At 63.1% G+C, this 19133-nt stretch carries 14 protein-coding genes; 5 read left to right on the top strand and 9 right to left on the bottom strand.

Features of this window, described 5'->3' with window-relative positions; all coding sequences use genetic code 11:
• Window positions 1-39: 39 nt before the first annotated feature.
• A complete protein-coding gene (locus ABH922_RS04120; RefSeq protein WP_424805714.1) occupies window positions 40-828 on the bottom strand; it encodes a lytic transglycosylase domain-containing protein in 789 nt (262 codons plus the stop codon).
• A gap of 166 nt (window positions 829-994) precedes the next feature.
• On the opposite strand from ABH922_RS04120, the gene efeU reads away from it, so the two are divergent.
• Genes efeU through efeB form a run of 3 tightly spaced genes read left to right on the top strand, consistent with a single transcriptional unit; the run spans window position 995 to window position 4320 of the window.
• Window positions 995-1897 carry an iron uptake transporter permease EfeU gene (gene efeU / locus ABH922_RS04115; protein WP_424809560.1) on the top strand — a complete coding sequence of 301 codons (903 nt, stop codon included), beginning with the start codon at window positions 995-997 and terminating at the stop codon, window positions 1895-1897.
• Between the two features lie 14 nt (window positions 1898-1911).
• Complete coding sequence (gene efeO, locus ABH922_RS04110) at window positions 1912-3042, top strand: iron uptake system protein EfeO (protein WP_424805713.1); 1131 nt, start codon at window positions 1912-1914, stop codon at window positions 3040-3042.
• Window positions 3043-4320, top strand: coding sequence for an iron uptake transporter deferrochelatase/peroxidase subunit (gene efeB, locus ABH922_RS04105; protein ID WP_424805712.1), 1278 nt, complete (start codon window positions 3043-3045; stop codon window positions 4318-4320). It begins immediately after the preceding gene.
• Between the two features lie 59 nt (window positions 4321-4379).
• Here efeB and ABH922_RS04100 read toward each other — a convergent pair whose 3' ends face one another.
• Window positions 4380-5600 carry a hypothetical protein gene (locus ABH922_RS04100; RefSeq protein ID WP_424805711.1) on the bottom strand — a complete coding sequence of 407 codons (1221 nt, stop codon included), beginning with the start codon at window positions 5598-5600 and terminating at the stop codon, window positions 4380-4382.
• Window positions 5601-5999: 399 nt separating this feature from the next.
• Between ABH922_RS04100 and ABH922_RS04095 the strand changes: the two genes are divergently transcribed.
• A complete protein-coding gene (locus ABH922_RS04095; protein WP_424805710.1) occupies window positions 6000-7583 on the top strand; it encodes an alpha/beta hydrolase in 1584 nt (527 codons plus the stop codon).
• Window positions 7580-8809, top strand: a complete 1230-nt coding sequence (locus ABH922_RS04090) for a lipase family protein (protein ID WP_424805709.1) — start codon at window positions 7580-7582, stop codon at window positions 8807-8809. The genes ABH922_RS04095 and ABH922_RS04090 overlap by 4 nt, the downstream gene beginning before the upstream one ends.
• 25 nt (window positions 8810-8834) lie before the next feature.
• On the opposite strand, the gene ABH922_RS04085 is transcribed toward ABH922_RS04090, so the two are convergent.
• The 7 genes from ABH922_RS04085 to ABH922_RS04055 all read right to left on the bottom strand — a co-directional run bounded on the left by ABH922_RS04085 (window position 8835) and on the right by ABH922_RS04055 (window position 18754).
• Window positions 8835-10292: a glycoside hydrolase family 71 protein gene (locus tag ABH922_RS04085; protein ID WP_424805708.1), complete on the bottom strand. Its 1458-nt coding sequence runs from the start codon at window positions 10290-10292 to the stop codon at window positions 8835-8837.
• Between the two features lie 268 nt (window positions 10293-10560).
• Window positions 10561-12348 carry a Wzz/FepE/Etk N-terminal domain-containing protein gene (locus ABH922_RS04080; RefSeq protein WP_424805707.1) on the bottom strand — a complete coding sequence of 596 codons (1788 nt, stop codon included), beginning with the start codon at window positions 12346-12348 and terminating at the stop codon, window positions 10561-10563.
• The gene (locus ABH922_RS04075) at window positions 12345-13772 is read right to left on the bottom strand and encodes a hypothetical protein (RefSeq protein WP_424805706.1); all 1428 of its coding nucleotides are present in this window, start codon (window positions 13770-13772) and stop codon (window positions 12345-12347) included. Before ABH922_RS04075 ends, ABH922_RS04080 begins: the two co-directional genes overlap by 4 nt.
• Window positions 13769-14572 carry an SGNH/GDSL hydrolase family protein gene (locus tag ABH922_RS04070; RefSeq protein WP_424805705.1) on the bottom strand — a complete coding sequence of 268 codons (804 nt, stop codon included), beginning with the start codon at window positions 14570-14572 and terminating at the stop codon, window positions 13769-13771. The genes ABH922_RS04075 and ABH922_RS04070 overlap by 4 nt, the downstream gene beginning before the upstream one ends.
• Complete coding sequence (locus tag ABH922_RS04065; protein ID WP_424805704.1) at window positions 14565-16004, bottom strand: oligosaccharide repeat unit polymerase; 1440 nt, start codon at window positions 16002-16004, stop codon at window positions 14565-14567. Before ABH922_RS04065 ends, ABH922_RS04070 begins: the two co-directional genes overlap by 8 nt.
• The gene (locus ABH922_RS04060; protein ID WP_424805703.1) at window positions 16001-17320 is read right to left on the bottom strand and encodes a hypothetical protein; all 1320 of its coding nucleotides are present in this window, start codon (window positions 17318-17320) and stop codon (window positions 16001-16003) included. Before ABH922_RS04060 ends, ABH922_RS04065 begins: the two co-directional genes overlap by 4 nt.
• 156 nt (window positions 17321-17476) lie before the next feature.
• Window positions 17477-18754 carry a hypothetical protein gene (locus tag ABH922_RS04055; RefSeq protein ID WP_424805702.1) on the bottom strand — a complete coding sequence of 426 codons (1278 nt, stop codon included), beginning with the start codon at window positions 18752-18754 and terminating at the stop codon, window positions 17477-17479.
• Window positions 18755-19133 lie beyond the last annotated feature (379 nt).

Raw genomic sequence — 19133 nt, 5'->3', positions numbered from 1 at the left:
TTTATCGACGCACTGTCATCGCCGTCACCTGCATATGTGTCAGGACCGTGGTCGGACCCCCACCGAATACGCCGAAGCCCGATCGCGTACCAGAGTCAGGTACTCCCCTGACAGGTTGTAAGCCATGAGTGCCTGCTGCCAACCGGCGGCGGTGGTGAGATCTCCGCCCCGCGCGCACAGATATCTGGCCGCGGTCAGTGCCGCGTCATCGATATTGTCCGGATCGACCCGGCCGTCCCCGTTGGCGTCCACGCCCCACTGGCGCCACGTCTCCGGGATGAACTGCATGGGCCCCATCGCCCGATCGAACTCCGGATCGCCATCCAAAGCGCCGCCGTCGGTGTCGGGAATTTCCGCGACACCGGGACTGCCGTCCAGCGCGATCCCACGAATGGGCGGCGTCACCTGCCCGTCGGCGGCGACGCTCGAACCGGCGTGGGTGCCGTGCCCACTCTCGACGCTGCCGATACCTGCCAGCGTCGTCCAGCCGATGCCACAGCCCGGCAACGTCACCGTCATCACCTCTGCGGCATATCCGTATGCCTCGAGCGCGGTTTTTCCGATCCCGGTGCTTCCCGAGAGTTCCGATGCCCACTCTGCCAACTGGTTCGCGCTTCGGCCAGGGGCATTGATGTCGATCGGCGGCACCGGCGCACCGACACCCGGCGGAATTCCGTCCGGGATCGGGATTTGGGGTGCGCCTGATCCGCAGGCCGAAACGCACACCGCCATCACTGTCATGGACACAGCTACCGCTACGCCACTGCTCGCCCGACGTCGCGGACCTCTTCGTCGAACCGAGTATCGATGCACATGTCCATCATCCATACGACGCCCGATCAGCCCGGATCCGAATGGTAAAGAAATACAAAAGTGCTGGTGAGACACGCCGTCGAGCATTTTGTGGAGTATCTTCGTCTGAGTTGAGGCTGGCCTTGCCTCGCTCGCACCGCCACGTCCGCCCGCACCGGAATGTCAGGAGTCCATCGTGTCCGTGCCGGTACTCGCTGCCGCGAGCACACCGTCAGTTGCCACTCAACTGTTCGGCAGCGGCCTGATCGGTCTCCGCGAAGGCCTCGAGGCCGCCATCGTGGTGATGATCCTGGCCGCGTACCTGGTGAAAGCGGAGCGTAAGGACGCTCTCAAATGGGTGTGGCTCGGCGTTGCGATCGCGGTGGCCATGGTGGCGGTCATCTTCTTCGTCATCCATTACGGAACCTCCACCGTCGACGGGTTGACCGCCGAGGTCATCGCGGGTGTCGCCTCCCTCGTCGCGGTCGTCATCGTCACCGCGATGGTCCTGTGGATGCGCACCGCCGCGAAGAACATCTCCGGTGAACTCAAGGCCGGGATGGAGAAGGCCCTGATCGCCGGACCCGTCGCCGTCTTGTCCCTGTCCTTCTTCGCCGTCGGACGCGAAGGGGTGGAGACTGCGCTCTTGATGGTCGGCTACGCGGAGAACACCGCAGGCAGTTCCTGGCCGTTGATCGGATTGCTGCTCGGCATCGTGGTAGCCGCCGTCGTCACCGTGGCCATGTACTTCGGGGCATTACGACTGAACCTGACGACGTTCTTCCGATACACCGCGATCTTCCTCGTCGTCGTCGCCGCCGGAATCCTCTCGTACGGGATACGAGCCCTCCAGACCGGAAACGTCCTGCCGGGCGGATCATCGCTCGCCTTCGATCTGACGTCGGGCTACGACCCGTCGACCTGGTACGGCACCGTCCTGGCCGGCATCTTCAATTTCCGCCCCGACCCGACCGTCCTGCAGGCCACGGCGTGGGCGGTCTACCTCGTCGTCGTTCTCGCACTGTTTCTTCGGCCGCAGAAATCGAAGGTCACCGCGGTGGCAACCGATCGTGCCGTTCCCGTTTCCGATACCGAACAAGCCTGAGAGGCACTGCAGACATGCGTAGATCCATCCTGCTCCTGGCCACGGCCGCGGCCCTTCCCCTCGCTCTGACCGCGTGTACCGAGAAGTCGACTGCCGCCGACGGCGACATCACCGTCACGGCAACGGATACGTCCTGCGACGTCAGTGCCGAGACGGGAACCACCGGAACGTCCACCTTCCAGGTGACCAACAACGGCAGCAAGATCACCGAGTTCTACGTCTTCGCCGACGGTGACCGCGCAATGGGCGAAGTGGAGAACATCGGTCCAGGTCTGACCCGCCAGCTGATCGTCTCCCTCCCCGAAGCCGCCACGTATCAGCTCGCCTGCAAGCCCGGCATGGTCGGCACCGGAATCCGCCAGGACTTCGTCGTCACCGGCGATTCCCAGGCCGCAACCGACGAGAACGGTCAGCTCGCCGAAGCTGCCGACGGCTACCGCCGATACATTCGCAGTCAGATCGTCGCGTTAGAGGACACGACGGCGCAGTTCGTCGCAGCTGTCAAAGCCGGCAACGTGGACCAGGCCAAAGCGCTGTTCCCGCAAGCACGTACCTACTACGAGCGCATCGAACCCGAAGCGGAGAGCTTCGGGGAACTCGATCCCAAGCTCGATCTACGCGAGGCGGACCTCGAGCCCGGCCAGGCCTGGACGGGCTTCCACCGGCTGGAGAAAGACCTGTGGGTCACCGGCATCCAGCCGGACACCACTGCGGTTGCCGACCAGCTGACCGAGGACATCGCGTACCTGGCCGACCAGGTCAACGCCGATTCGTACACGATCGACCCCACCAAGATCGCCGGTGACGCCCAGGGGCTGCTCGACGAGATCGCGAACTCGAAGATCACCGGCGAGGAGGATATCTTCTCCCACACCGATCTCTGGGATTTCCAGGCCAACGTCGACGGTTCGCAAGCTGCCATTGCCGCTCTGAACCCGATTCTGCAGGAACGCGATCCGGATCTGGCCAAGCGCATCGCGGATCGTTTCGCCGATCTCGACACCGCACTCGCCCAGTTCCGCCAGGGGGACGGATTCGTCTTCTACGACACCGTCACCGAACCGCAGCGCCAAGACCTCTCCCGTAAGATAGACGCGCTCTCCGCCGAGGTGAGCAAGGTTCAGGAAGTTGTTGCAGGACAATAGATGACCGATTCACCGCAGAGCACGCCCACGCCGGAGAACACGCGCACCGGCCTGTCCCGGCGTCGATTGTTCGGTGCCGTGGGCGCCGGTGCCGTGCTGGCCGGCGCCGGCGCCGTCGTAGGCCGGGCCACCGCCGCCGGCGAGAGCACCGACGACCGCGACGGAGCGGTACCCTTTCGGGGCGACCACCAGGCCGGTATCTCGACGGCCGCCCAGGACCGTATGCATTTTGTCGCCTTCGACGTGACGACGACCTCGCGCGACGATCTGATCACGTTGCTGCAGACGTGGACGGCGATGGCAGAGCGCATGACGGCCGGCGAGGAAGCCACCGAGGACGGTGCGACCGGCGCGGGCACCTACGCTCCTCCGAGTGACACCGGCGAGGCCCTGGACCTGACCGCGTCCCGGCTCACCCTGACCATCGGGTTCGGTCCGTCGCTCTTCGACGGACGCTTCGGACTGACCGACCGGAAACCCGCAGCACTGCAAGATCTTCCACACTTTCGGGCCGACAACCTCGATCCGGCTCGCAGCGGCGGCGACATCGCCATCCAGGCATGCGCCAACGACCCCCAGGTGGCCGTGCACGCCATCCGCAACCTCGCTCGCGTGGCGTTCGGCACTGCGTCGGTGAAGTGGTCACAGCTCGGGTTCGGTCGCACCTCTTCCACGTCGACCACACAGGCGACGCCGCGAAACCTGTTCGGATTCAAGGACGGAACCGCGAACCTCAAATCCGAGGAGCCTGGACTACTCGATCAACACGTCTGGGTCGACGCCGGCGACGATCAGGCGTGGATGGCCGGCGGTTCCTATCTGGTCGCTCGCCGCATCCGGATGAACATCGAACCGTGGGATCGCGCCGTGCTCCACGAGCAGGAAGCAGTCATCGGGCGCTCGAAGCGAAGTGGTGCACCGCTGGGCGGCAAGGACGAATTCGACGAGCTCGACCTGGACTCGAAAATAGGCCACGACTACGTGATTCCGGCGACCTCCCACGTGCGCCTGGCATCCGCCCAGGAACTGGGCGGCATCGAGATCTTGCGTCGCGGATACAACTTCACCGACGGGTCCGACGGTTTCGGGCATCTCGACGCGGGGTTGTTCTTCATCGCCTACTGCCGCAATCCGATCGATCAGTTCGTACCCATGCAGCTCAATCTTTCACGCCACGACGCCCTCAACGAGTACATCCAGCACGTCGGTTCGGCCGTCTTCGCCTGTCCGGGTGGGTTGCGCGGCGGCGACTATTGGGGGTCGGCGCTGTTCGCGTGATCGCAAGGACCGTCGGCCCGTCGGTCGAGTGAACCCGCCGAACCCGATTCCGCCCGGTTCTACTCGGTAGAGGAATCGACCGCGTCGGCAGTACCCGACTCCGGTGCGGACGTCACCTCGGTGGGAGTCGATTGCACCATCTCGCTCACCGACGGATCTGTCGGTGCCGACTGAACCGGATCGGAGAACGGCTGCAAAAGCACCCACGCGAGGAAGCTGCACACTGCGACAACGGAAAAGCCGACGCCCACGATGATCTGCATCCTGCCGAGGCCACCGCCCTGGGCGGTGCGGACCACGCTTCGGTCGTCCACGGTGGACTCCACGACGATTTTCGTGTTGTCGCCGCCGGTCGACGATGCATCGACAACAGCGCGGGTACCCGTGCCGCGATCCTCGACCATCGGGCTCACCCGAACACCCATGGAGTTCTCGGGCTTACGCTGCGCAACCGGCAGCGCCTCCTGCATCAAAATTTCGGCGATGAGAGCCGCACCCTTCGCCGAGGCGAGTTCGGGCTCGGCGGGGCTGATCACCGGAACCGAGAATTCCTGTTCGAGGAGGCCCTCGACGAGCGAGATCCGTGCGCCGCCACCGACCAGGACCAAGGCGTCGGGCACGCAGCGAGCTCTGGCCGCCACCTCGCGAACAATCATCAGAGAATCTTCGACTTCCCTACCGACGAGGGCATCGAAACGTGTCGACATCGACTCCGGCAACGGAATCATGTACGCACGGTGCGAACCGCCGGCAAGGAATTCCTTGACCGTTCGAGGGTCGATGTCCCCCGCGCCTGCCACATCCTCGAGCATGCCCGCCACAGCGTCGTCGAGAGTGTCCCCGGCAAGCGCGGTCGACCGCGTGCTGGCCATCGTGACCGTCGCCCCGAGCTCCACCATCGACACGGTCAGGCCGGTGCGTCCGATGTCCAGGACCATCAGCAGGCGGAACTCGTCGGCAGCTCCCGAGACTCGCACCAATTCGGCGACGGCGACAGCCTCCTGCACGGTCACCACCCGCTCGACACCGCGCGATCGAAGCTCGGACTGGAACGCGACGTTCTGTCGCTCGTCCGGTACGGCGACCACCATCTTGGCGGTATCGCCGTTCACAGCTGCAACGAGCGCCACCGCGGCGACTCGAGCCGGGGACGCGTCGTCTGCATCGACCGTTCTGGCCAGGAATCGACTGTGACCCTCGGCACCGTTTTCGGGCTCGGTTTCGGCTCGGACGATACGTACCGATGCAGCACCCAACGACGCACCGAAAACTGGACTCACCGCTGCGCCCACCTCACATCCGACTACAGGACTGTCTACGTGCACCTAAACGTACTTACGGTATGTTCTCTACTGTGCGCAGCCTACCGGATTCTCCGAAAGTAGGAGAAATTCGCGAAACTGACACCCGAACCCAACATGTGGAGAGTTCGTTGAACAAATCGATGACCCGGATGACGCGGTCGTGGGTAGCAGCCCACGTGCCGCACCTGGACGAAGCGACCGCACGGGGCCGCAAGGACCGCCAAGCTCCCGACGGGGTTCACACGATCGAGTCCTGGATTCCCGGCCCGGATGGCAAAGCCCTGTTCGCGTCGATGCATCTACCCACCGACGGCGCCGTCCGGGGCGCGGTGGTCATCTGTCCGCCACTGGCCAAGGAACACATCAACACCTACCGTGGCCTGCGCCAACTCGCACAGGAACTGGGCAGGCCGCGGCTTTCTCGCCCTCCGATTCGACTATGCAGGTCAAGGCGACTCCGCCGGACGCCAGGACGATCCGAACGCCGTCTCCCAGTGGCAGGCCAGTGTTGCGGCCGCTGTTTCCTATGCCCGAGGCACCGGCGCCTCGTCCGTTGCCGTCGTGGGCCTCAGGGCCGGGGCACTGCTGGCAGCGTCGACCGCCGACACACTCGGGGACCTTCGCGCATTGGTCTTGTGGGATCCGATCATCTCCGGCAAGGCATACGTCCGAGAGATGACGTCGTTGTACCGGATCACGGTCGGTGCCGACGACACCGAAGACGATCGTGTCTCCGTCATCGGTGGCGTGCTCGCCGCCGAAGCGGTCGACAACCTGTCAGGACTGGACCTCACCCGCTTCGAACCCTCCTCGTCGACCCAGGTCCTTGCCGCGATTCGGCCGGAGAACGCCGAGTCACCGCGAACCACACGAATGATCGAACGCTCGGGGGCAGACACCATCGTCGTGGAACGGCAGAATCAGTTCGTCTCGCCGAGCAGCTTCGTACTGTCGGTGCCGACGTACGACGTCGAGCGGATTTCGACCTGGATCTCGGACCGGTTCGACGTCGACACCACAGTCGTCCAACCGCAGATCACAAGCACAGCGCAGGTGGCGACCACATCGACGGGCGAGGAGATCTGGGAGACTCTCCAACGTCGCACCGACGGTTCACTTTTCGCCATCACCACCGCGAACAGTTCCACCCCGATCACGGCACCGACGGCGATTTTCCACAACACTGCCAACGAGCACAGAGTGGGCCCGGCCAGACTGTGGGTCGAATCTGCGCGTTCCACAGCGGAATTCGGGGTTCGCGCGATGCGCTTCGACCGAACCGGAACCGGGGACAGCGGCATCGTGATCCCGGACGAGAACACGTCCATCGTGTCTCCGGAGGCACGTCGCAATGTTCTCGACATCCTCGACACACTGGAAGCGTCACCGCTGCAACGGATTCACATCGGGATGTGCTCAGGAGCCTGGATGAGCGCCTATGCCGCGAGCCGGCGAGGCGCCCGGTCGGTGATGCTGTTCAACGTCGTCAACTGGTCCGTCAACAATCGACGCCCACCCGTCAAGAAGGCACACGTCGATGCCATGGAATCCGACGTCGCAAATCGGCTCTTCTCGATAGCGAAGAAAATTCGTGATGCCGGACGGGTTGCCCAGCAGTTGATTCCCTATCGGGTGTGGCTCGGCCTGAGCTATGCCGGGCTGGCCAACGCGCCCGAGTCGATGCTTCGCACGTTGACACGGCGCGGAATCAAGACCACCGTCTCGCTCGCCGTCGAAGACATGGCCTGGTTCGAGGCCAATCGAGGCGAGCAAGGCGCCGCACGGTTGGTCACCACGTCGAATCCTCCACAGATCATTTCCACGCAGGGCGATCACAATCTGTTTCACCGCGGCTCCCGAATCGAGGCAAGACGACAGATCATGATCTCCGTCCTCGACGCATTCGGCAATCGCAGTGCACAAACACACACCCGCGACGACGAGCGACTCGAAGTATGACCGGCAGGCTCAACCGGAAGTCACGTCGACCCGTCCATGGGGTTCTGGTCGCCGCAGCTGCGGCGACAGCCATTCTCGCCAGTTGCGCTCCCGCGACGGAACCATCGGCCCCCACCCCGACACCGGCCGCGCTACCGACCATCAGCGACGCCGCGGCCAGTGTCCGCGGCCAACTCGTCAGCTCGGAGCCTTTCGACGACGTCGATCCGACGATCGTCGACGTCGGCGCCACTGCCCAGAAAATCGTCTACCGATCCACGTCGGGCATCGACGGAAGTGCGACATCGGTGTCCGGCACGGTATTCGTGCCGAACGGTGACAGCCCACCCGGTGGACGCCCGGTAGTCACCGTAGGCCACGGCACGACCGGTCTCGCCCCGGAATGCGGACCGTCGACGGCCCCCGATCTGCTCGGATACGCCAGTACGATCGTTCCGCTGATGAAGCTCGGATACGTCGTCGTCATGAGCGACTATCAAGGACTCGGTTCGGGCGGTGGAACCAATCCGTATCTCGATCCGGACACCAGTGCCTACAACCTCATCGACGGCGTTCGTGCCGCCCGGGAGCTGGTGCCGGGTACATCGGAAAGTTGGGCCGGACTTGGTGTCTCGATCGGCGGGCAGGCTACCTGGGCGGCAGCGGAACTGGCCGATTTCTACGCGCCTGAACTGAAATTCGTGGGCTCGGTGGCACTGGCCCCCGCCGCCGACTTGACCAAACTCGTCGATCTGGCCGAGACACAATGGCTCAGTCACGAACAGCAGATCATGATGTCCTACGTCATTTCCGGGCTGGCTTCCGCCAGGCCGGGAATCGATCCCGCCAACTATCTCGGCGGTGAATTGGCAACCAACTCGGCCATGTGGCTGGCGTGCTCCGGACCGGCGTTGCAGCAACGAGCCCAACAAGCCGCACTGCTCAATCCGTCGGATACACAGCCGCGCACGGCAGAAGCCGCGTCGACCCTGCGCGACTGGCTGAAATCCATCGCACTGCCCAAGCGTCCGGCCGGCGGCCCACTGCTGGTGGTCAACGGGGACGCGGACCAGACGATTCGACCACAGTGGGTGCAAACCGCAGTCGACAACGCCTGTGCGTTCGGCGATTCCGTGCAGCACATCGTCCGCGCCGGGCAAACCCACAACAACTTGGATCCGGGGGCCGAGACAGCCATCTGGCTACAGGCCCGCTTCCGGGGTGAAGCACCACCGTCGGATTGCTGAAGATCCATGCGGTCGGCGTGGATGATCACCTCGAGCTGGAATCCATCAGGTACTCCATGTTCTGGACCGCCGGAGTGGACGTGATCTCGGAGTGTCCCTGGACCACGGCAACCTGCACGCCATCTCTGACGACGTGGGCCGACACCGAACCCACCCCGGCCGGAACGGTGCACACGTCCACACCGGCACCGACCTGACATGTGGTGGTGATTCCGCCCGTGGTGACTTCCACGGCTGCGCTCGCGACGAGGTAGGTCAAAACTTCCACGGTGTCACTCACCGGCGCCGAACCTGCCCGGAGAACCATCGGCGACGCCGACGGATCGGACGGCTGCGCCGTCGACAACTGGCCTCGGTACGTGAGGTAGGCGGCATCGCGGGTCACGTTCGGCGCTACTCCCGCTTTGAACCAATCGACGTAGTAGGCGTTCAGATCGAGAAGTGCCTGGCCGTGCCCGACGCTCGGGGCGAACGACGTTCCTTCGCTGTAGTCGTTCCACGTGATCAGCTGCACCCATTCACTATTGGAGTCCCGAGCGATTTGCCACATGTTTCGAAGATTCTCGGTGTTGTCCGCCTCGTCGAAGACAGATTGACTGGGCCGTGCATCCTGAAAGGAAACTGACTGCATCCAGACCTTACCGAGCTGATGTGCTCGATTCACCTGACCCATCGGTGATCCCACGCCGGTATCGGTCACCGGATTGAATGCCGCGTTTCGCCCACCCCACGTCGACATGCCGTAACTGATCGGGGCAAACGTCTCCATGTTCGGGGTGGAATCCAAGAACATCGGAACGAAGGCGACATCGATGCCGTACCGGTTCTTCATGACATCCATGAAACTCGACCACCACGCCGGGTCGTGTCGCTCCGCCAGGAAGGGCGAGACCACCAACCTGGCGTCCTGCAGATGGAACACCGCCGGCGCCGCAGTGTACTGCGACAGTTCGTCTGCCAATTCTTCCGGATCCAACGCTCCGAGTTCGCTGTTCATGTCCGGCATGAGCATGATCTTGAAGCGGGGGTCCACCGCCGCCGCTGCAGCCAGCAGATCACCGGGTACCGAGGACGACCACAAGGGATTCGAGGACTTGGTCAGAATGTCCACCGTGAAACCGTCGATTCCGCCGTCGATCGCCTGACGAACCTCGTTCTCCAGATCGCGCACCTTCCACTCCGGATCGGTGGACACGCTGCGCGGCTGTGGTCTGTCCCGAAGAAATCCCCCCACCGATGCGTACGCACTTTCTTCCCCGCGCGGGCTGAGATATTCGGACGCGTAATAGTCCGTGCTCGACGGCTTGTTGTCGATCGAGATGGGGTACGGCGGAAAGTAATGGGCGAACACCAGTTTGTCGGTGGGTCGCCCGTCCGCCGGAACGTCGAATGCCAGATGATGCGCAGACGACACGTCGACGTGTCCGGATCGGACGGCTCCGTCCGCACTCCACAATCCCACGCTCGCAAGCAGTGCCGACACTACGAGCACCGCCCCGACCGACACCACACGAGACGACCTACCCGGCGAACGTTCACTACTCGAATCGTTCCGATTTCGGCCGTCTGCGTTCACGAAACCCGTCAACCCCCTGGTTCGCCGACTCGCACGTCGCAAACCTGTACGCCGGTCAGCCAAATCGTGATCGACCGGCTTCAACGTCGTTCCGCTGCAATAAATCCGGCAATACGGCTGACAGCGGAACCTCCCCGGATCGTCGTCGACTCGGCGTGCCGATCATACCTGTCGGTCACGGTTCGGCAACTCCTCTTTCCGATCCGTCGGCACCCTCACGGCCGTTGACTCTCAATTTCGATCGAGGAATAGCCACCGTGGGGCCGTCGAGATCTCCCTCGGGTCGAGTTCCGACGATGTTCGCCGTCACACGGGGAAAAACGACCGTTGGGCTCTCCACATCGCTCCGGGTGTAGCGATGTTCGTCCGTCACCGGCTCCCAATTGTTGAAATCGAGATGCAGATCCCGCATGGCAGGCTCGGCCAATTTGGCCGGCAGCAGCAGTTTCGCAGGATCGGGCACCTCGTCGGGGACAGCCGGTGCCGAGGCCGAATTCGGACTCGTGGCCTTCTTACGATGCGACGCCGCTGACGAACTCTTCACCGGCGGCCACGCACTCACCGGACCTTCTTCGCCCGCACCGACGTCATCCGCAATCGTTTGGTCCGGAGTGGCCTCGCCGGAGTCCGGCAACGAGCGACGACCCTCCGCGCGGACCTGCCTGCCGCCGGACAACACCGTTCCGAACAGATTCGCACCTGCCGAACGAAGAAGGGACACCGACATCTCCACGTCCTCCGTAGTGGAGACGCCCAGGGAGGAAACGAGCACCACGGCATCGACAGCTGCCCCGATCACCGCGGAATCCGAGTAGATCGCCAGCGGCGGCCCGGTAACGATGAGGTAGTCGAACTGTTCTCTGAGTCGGATGAACAACTTCTGTGTCTCCGGTGATGCGACGACATCTCCGAAGTCGAAACGCTTCGACCCAGCCGTCACCACCGTCAGCGATCGTCCGGGAACTTCGGTCAGCACGCTTTCCAGCGTTGCCGATCCGGCCAACACATCGGACAGACCTTCCCCGGGCTTGACACCCAGGTACGAATCCAGACTCGGCGATCTCGAGTCACCGTCGACCACCACCACCCGCCGGCCCGCCTCCGACATCACGACGGCGAGGTCCACCGCGAGTAGGCCGGCAGGCTCGGTGTAGCGAGGTGAGGTGATCAGTACCGAGCGCAGTGGTGCGGTCGAATCCGCGAATTCGATTGCCGTCCGCAACTTCCTGACCGATTCCGCATACGGAGTCGAACCCTCGCCAGGTAGCTGAAGTGCACGAGATCCTCGCGAAGGAGATACCGGAACCGTCGCGAGTATCGGGCCGTCGACAACCGCGGTCATCATCGCCGCGGACTTGACCGAGCGGTCCAACCGACGCAGGAGCATCATCACCCCGGCTCCGACGACGATTCCGCCCACAGTCCCCATCAGTGCAGTGGTCACCAGACTCGATCCACCGGTCGCATCCGCGGGATTGGCCTCGGTGACAACCTGTACCGACATGTTCGGCTGACCGCCGCCGTTGGGCTTTTCCAACTGGCCGACGTATTGAGCGAAGTTCTTGGCGTACGCGTTCGCGATGTCTGCTGCCCGTTCTGCCGTCGAATCGCTGACGGACACCTGGAGCAGAACCGTCTTCTCGACCGCAGCCGCCGACACGTGTGTGGCCAGCTCGTGGGGACTCATCGGGAGGTTCAGATCGTCAACCACTTTCACGGCGAGATCGTTGCTCGAGAACAGCTGGGCATAGGTAGCTGCCCGCTGCTGTGAGAAGAGGTCGCCCTGATAGGCGCCGGCCGAGTCGGCACTGACCGGTGACCCGATGAACAGAACCGTCGTCGACGTGTACGACGCCTGGCCGGCCATGGAAATCAGCACGCCGATTGCGAGGCCCAGTACTCCGAAGACAAGTATCGCCCACCCCCTGGCAAGGATTCGCCGGGCATTTCCGAGCGCGTTCATGTGTTTGCCTTCCTTCGAGACCGGCGTGTCCGCGTGTCTCCTTCTAGCGGTGGGGTGGGTCTGTCCGTCGTCCCGACGGCGCCCGATACAGCAGCGGCATCTTGCGTACCGGAGACGAAAGCCGACCGACGTTCATGCTCGTTCGGATTTCCCACTAGCACGGAACCTTCGATTCTCGCGCCGGCAAGCCTCAGATCGTCGATCTTTCCAACCAACGTCTGTCTTTCCGTGGAGTTGGACTCCACCACGACGATGACCGAGGCACATACTTGGACCAGTCGGCCCGAGTCGACATATTCGGTCCCCCCCGAATCGAAGACGACGACGCGATCGTAACGAGTACTCAAAGTTCCCATCAACCGGCGGAACGACTCGGATTCGAGCACTGCCTCCGGCGTCGCCGTCGCCGAACCCGACGTCAATCGGGCCGGCCCTTGCAGTCGGGCCGGAACCAGAACCTCCTCGAGATCCGCGTGCGCGAGAACTATGTCGGTAACTCCCGGTTCGACGTGCGCACGTCGGGTACGGAAATCGCAGTCGACGAGCACCACCGAGTAACCGAGCGCCGAGGACGCCTCGGCGACTCCCTGCGCTACGTACGCGCTGTTCGGTCCCTCCTCAGCTGCCGTCACCAGCACGGGAGATTCCCTGGCACCCGAACCACCGCCGATCAGTTCACGATTGAACTGCAATCGGGCGAAAGAACCTCGGGAGTCCGAATCCACCTGATCGTCGACGGGCGGGCGCCGGACGAACTCGAGTACCGGTAAACCTGTCCACGAAGCCAACCGGCCCACGTCGGTGAACTTTCGTGACCGTGCCGCAGCGAACGTCACCCAGGTGGCGCCGAAGGCCGATCCGAGGACCAATCCCAGAAGTACGTTCGGAATTGCGGCGGGGCCGGCGGGTTCGCTCGCCGGCTTCGCGGTGACGACGGTCAACGGTTGCACGATGGGGATCAGGGTTCCGCTGGGTGTCTCGAGCCGACGGACGGTTTCGTCCATTTCCGCCGACGCCGCGTTGGTGATCTGAAATGCCCGGTCGGCGCTGTCGGCGGTGCCCGTGATCTCGAGCAGCACGGTGTCGGGCACTACCCGAACGGACAAGCCCTCCACGCCGTGAAAACCGCTTTCGCCCAATCGGGCGGCCACCCGCTCGATGAAGTCGGATCCTTCTGCCAGCATCGTGTACGTGCCCGCTCGTTGCTGAGTGAATTGATCTCCCTGGAACGGACTCGAATCCGAGTTTCCGAGAGTCGTCGGATACCCCCAGCCCGGTGTCGTCAGAAACAGTTGGGTCGAGGAACTGAAGGTCGTGGGGGTGAGAAGAGTGAAAACGACGCCCGCCAACGCACCCAGTGTCGAGGCGATACCGACGACAATCCATCTGGCTCGCAAAACGGCGACAAATCCGGCCGGGTTCATCTGACGATCCCTCCGTTCGGTCCGCCGTCGCGGATGACACCACGCACGGCCAACGACGCCAGCAGTTTCTGCGCGATCAAGGCGTTCCCGACGGCGTTGGGATGCACACCGTCCTCGAAAGTCAACGACTTCAGGTCGACGTCGTCGTACCATCGGTCCGCGACCGGATCGATCACGGTGGCGTCGACAGTAGCGGCGTACTCGTCGAGAGCCGCCACGAACCCGTCGTGCCCCTCGTAGGGAACCGGTGTCACATATGTGGGCACGATGAGAACCAGACGCGCATTCGGCCACGCCTTCCGCACCGCGTCGACATAGCTTGCGATCGCGGGGAACAACTCCGCCGGACTCATGTGAAGGTCGTTCCTACCACCGTCGACGAACACGATATCCGCCCGGTAACGCGCAATGGACGTCGGTAGTCGATTCGCCAACCTGGTTGTCGTCCCCTGGTATTCCGGCGCGCCGTCATTGAGAAATCCGGTGCTGCCCTGGGCGTCGACATTGCATTCCCATCCCATTCGCACACACACTATTCGCGGATAGGCGCCCAACCCGATTCCGTTGATACCGGCGGTGAAACTGTCACCGAACCACAGTGCCGTCGGTGCGGTGTCCGGCGGGATGCGCGCAATCACCTGTTCCGACGGGGTGGTAGATCGCCCGTTCTCGGCTGCGGCGCTCTGCCGCAAGGCCAAAACCGTACCGCATACCACCAACGTCAGTACCAGAACGACCGCGACGTATTCGAGTGGACTGCGATTACGCAGCCGATACGACAGCGTATTCGACTCAGCCATGCGCGCGCTCCCGCCGCGAGACGAACAGCGCACAACCGACGATCACCAAGAAGTAGGACATCGCCTGTAAGAGTGATCCTCTGAGCAAGATGATCAGATAAAACGGGAGGATGCACGCGAGGATGGTAGGCGCCCTGGCTTGCCGCAACGAGATCTCGATTCGCCGATCCTGCACCCCGGCAACAACACCCAACGCGGTCATGCCGAGTATCAATGCAATCCATCCGCCGTTGATGAACAGTTCCGACCAGAGCGGTGCCGAGAGATTCTTCACCGTGTAATTTCGGCTCTCGGCGAGCAGGATTCCGGTATCGGTGGCCTTCCCCGGCCAGATGGTCCGTGGAATCCAGAACAGAACGACTCCCAGGGCCTGTTTACCGTCGGTCACACCGTGGTTGTTCACGAAATTGACGGTGTTGTTGACCTGGGCGAAGGCATCGTAGTCCGGCGAGGTCAACGATTCGAGCGGTGAGCTTGTCTTGAACTGGGCTGAGGTGCTGTACCGGAAGGCATCAGCGAGCGGAAAGACGAGCACGAGGGCAGCAACGGCGAGCAGAGCGACCACCCGAAACCTGGCACGAGTGGCAAACAACCCGAACAGCGCGGCCACCGCGAGTGCAGCGGTACCGAACAGATAGCGGGCACTGGAGATCGGATTGAAGGTGAGAAGCAACACTGCACCGAGAACCACGATCACCAGCAGGTACAACCGATCAGCGGCAGGGTTCTGGTCGCGATACTTGACGGTGGCGATGAAAGCCACGAGCAACGACATCATCGCCACCGCACCGATGATGCTGGCGACCGTGGACTGGCCGAGGGACGCACCGGCCTGCTCCACGACTGCGCTACGGCTGGACAGGAGCGTTCCCACTCCCAGTTTCTTGATGTAGTACGCGTTGGCGACCAGCGCACACGCTGCCAGAATCAACACTCGGACCGGATCGATTCGGACGCCGGCAGGGTTTCCCCACCTGGTGTCGCGGATCCTGCGCCACACGTAAGCCGATATCACCAACCCCACCAGAAACGCCGCTATCCCGACGAGAACGATGATCAGCGCTCTCGCGTTGAGAGTGGGATCCACTCGCGGCGTCGTCGGCGGAATCGCACGCATACGCAGCTGAGCGAGCGGTGCCAGTCCCATGAACACGTACGTGAACACCCAGAAGGACATCTCGACCAACCGACGAAAGCCTTCTCCGACGATCCACGCGTACCGCAGACCGGCGACTGTGGTGACGGCCAGCACCATCACCCAGAGTCGACTCGGAGGAGACGGCGTGAACGAGACGACGGTGTACGGCACGACGACGACCATGATCACCGCAGTCCACACCGCGACCAGCGGTGGCATGAGCGACGCGCGGCGGTGCGCGTCGAACTCGGTGAACGCGGTGTCCGCATTACGCCTGTTGACCGGAACACTCATGTCGTCGTCCCTGCCAATGTGCCGGTCCCGGTTCGTCGTCGGTCATCGGCTTGCGTGTGATCGCCGGACGAACGGTGCTTGTTCGGCGATCGCGAGGGCACCGAGCCGGTGCGTCGGACGGTGCGCTGCGCCGCAACGACCAGACACAGCGCCACGAGAATCGAGGACAACGCCAAACCGATCGCCACACCGACCGCGGTCTTCATGAGGAAAGCAGCCGAACTGCAGATCATGATTGCCGTGAGGCTCTGGATGATCCGCATCTTGAGCAGACGTCCGCTGGCACCCTGTGTGCGATACAGGTTGTAGACGCCGGCTATCCAGCACACAGCTGCGTACTCGAGCCCCAGGAAAGGCAGGACGTGTCTGGCCTCGGCCCAGGATTCCCCGAGAATGAGACGACCGAGAACTTCGGGTAGAAACGGTGCTGCGAATCCGATTGTCGCTGCCATCGCAGACGTCAGCCAGGCCGCGTAGCGCAAAGTACTCCACACCTGTTTGGGAGTGTGTCCGGCACGGACGGATTCAGGGATCACGATCAGCGGCAGCGAACTGATAAGAACCGCGAACGGGCCGAGAACTGTGACCGCTCCCCGTAACGAGGCCGCAGCGACAGTGCCGATGAACACCGTCGAAATCGCCACGATCACAATCGCGGCCAGTTGATCGATCCCGCTTTCGAACCCGAAGCGGATTCGGTGCGTCCAGAACGACGTCCACCAGCGGTACAGCCCGCGCAACCGCGGAAGAACCCGAATCCTGACCATCAAATACCCCAGGGCGAGTGTGCCTGCCGCCGTCCAGAGCCAGATCATCTGGGTAATCGACAGGGCGTCCGGTCGAATCCACGTCACGACCAACACGCCGAACGCGACCAGCGTCCACAATCCGTCACTGAAGAACGCGTGCTCCGGCTCCCCTATCGACATCGCGGTGAACCGGAGAGCATCTTGTGCCAGCACCACCGGGGCCGCAACCGCATAGGCAATCCCCACTGCCGGTTCGTGGAGGGCCAACGCGACACCGAACGCGACGACACCGATGAGAACCCCGAACGCGGCTGCTGCCGTGACGGCGTGGGCACTCTCGGCACGAATCCGTTTCCCGGTATACGCGCTCATCAGCAGCAAGGGAGTGCCGACAGCGCCCCGCACGAAACCCAGGGCGGCGGTGAGAATGGAGAACACCAAGATCGCAAGACCGAAAGCACTGACGGACGAGGGCCCGGCCATGGCAAACAGGATCAGCGCGTTGCTGACGCTGGACAAAACCTGGTCGCCTGCGCTGTACAGCACACGCAACTTCAGTCCTGCCATGTCCGTGTCCTCCTCCCCGCCTGTGTGCGTTGATCCGAGTCGGACCCGTTTCGACCGAAAGACCCATTCCGGTATCGAAAACAGTCTATCGGATTGTTTACTGAAGAATAGCTTCGAAGGGTAGGGGGTGCCGGGAAAGCTCAGCGTTCGAGCTGGTCACTGCTCGCCGAAGTAAAAACCTGTCTCCATCGTGACGTCGGTCCCGACCAGCCCAGCAGCGATCTTCACCGCGTTCGACACCGACTCCATGTCCACGTGCCCGCCCGCATGGCTGAAGGTGCAGTCCGACACGTTTCGGGTAGCTCGAATGTTGATCGAGAGCGCATTCGGAGCGAGCGTCTGCATGCCACCCGAGTACGTGGGATCCCCGTTTCGCCACGCGTACTGCCGATCCGGTGCGAGCCGGAAGCACGACATACTCGTCGTCAAGGGCGCGGACGGTGCGTCACCCGCCCCGACGACCATCTCCGACGACTCGGACGCCGGCCGGCTCGGTCGGGAGATCAGTTCACCGATCGAGCGGCGAATCAACGCCTCGCCAGAGCGGATTCGTCTCGCAAGCCGACCGGCGACCTCGGCCGGATCATCGACAGCCCAGTTCGCCCGAAACGGAATGTGGCTGAATGCGTTTCCACCTGTTCCGGTGAGCACTCGTGAATAGGAGCGAAGATCCGCCACCACGTGATGGCTCTCGTGTGCACCGCGCCCCAGCGCCGCCAACAACGCGCAATAGAAGTACACCGACGGCAACTTTCGATCGGAAGCGCCTTCGAGCCGAACCGTGGACCACCAGCCGCGAGTATCCAGTACACGACCGCTCTCGGCCGTCGCCGGGAGTGACACCCGATCGCGGGACGTCTCGACGATGCGCCGCACCGCGCCGAGCGACGTCCTGGGGTGACCGATCGACAGACGGAGACCGCCTTCGACGATGCGGCGTCGAGTCAACGGCAGTCGGTCCACCAACTCAGGGGCGAGGTCCACGTCACAACCCGACAATCCCAGATTCAAGCGCTCGGATTTCGGCCAGAAAACAGTTTCGTCGCCGAATCGGTGTGAATAGATCAATCCGACCAGATCAGCGGAGAGCACCACGAGAACAGTGGTCGAGTCGACGTGCAGGTTCCCGTGGAAGTAACCGACGAGCACCCGCGTGAAGTCCTCGATGTCGACGGAGTCGAATTCGTCGGGCATCACCGAGCTGGATTCGCCGGAACCCGCGGTGCCGAACTCGTCCAGCACGAAGCGGTCGGCCTCGGCCACTGCATCCCTCACGCGGCGAACAGCCGCGACGCGCACCGTGACAGCCTCCCCGGGGCCGAACGCATCGGCAATCCAAGCCGCCACCACCGACGGCACTGTGGACGGCACAATCGTGCCGAATGCTCGTTGCGTACTGCAGCAGTACACGTTCTCCCACGGATCAGTCCGCATCTTCACCCCTCGCCCGGGCCACCTCGCCGTTAACTTTCCAAGACGGTCACGGCTGTGGCGTAAATCACTCAAGCCGGAGCGTTCGTCGCCCGACTGTTGAAACAAACCATAAGTTTGTCAATAGACGTTAAAGCATGTGCGGCGACTTTCACACATCGGCATAACAGCCATGAGGACGGCTGGAGGCGGGGCAGGCCGGCCACGACTTACACCGTCCGAGCCGAGAATGCCCCGAGCGCCGACAGGGGTCGCAACGTGGCAACTTCGCGGCAAGCAGCACCGGAGGGACGTTAAGTGCATCACTAGTCGTCGACAATTGACCGATTACGGAATATTCGGACAGGATCCAGTTGATTAACCCTCGCGATGCCGGTTAAAT

Origin of the sequence: Rhodococcus sp. 27YEA15 (assembly GCF_049739425.1) — a bacterium.
In the GTDB taxonomy this organism is placed as follows: Bacteria; Actinomycetota; Actinomycetes; order Mycobacteriales; family Mycobacteriaceae; genus Rhodococcus_F.
Note: the sequence above shows the minus strand (reverse complement) of the source record. Positions and strands in the feature narration are given on the sequence as shown.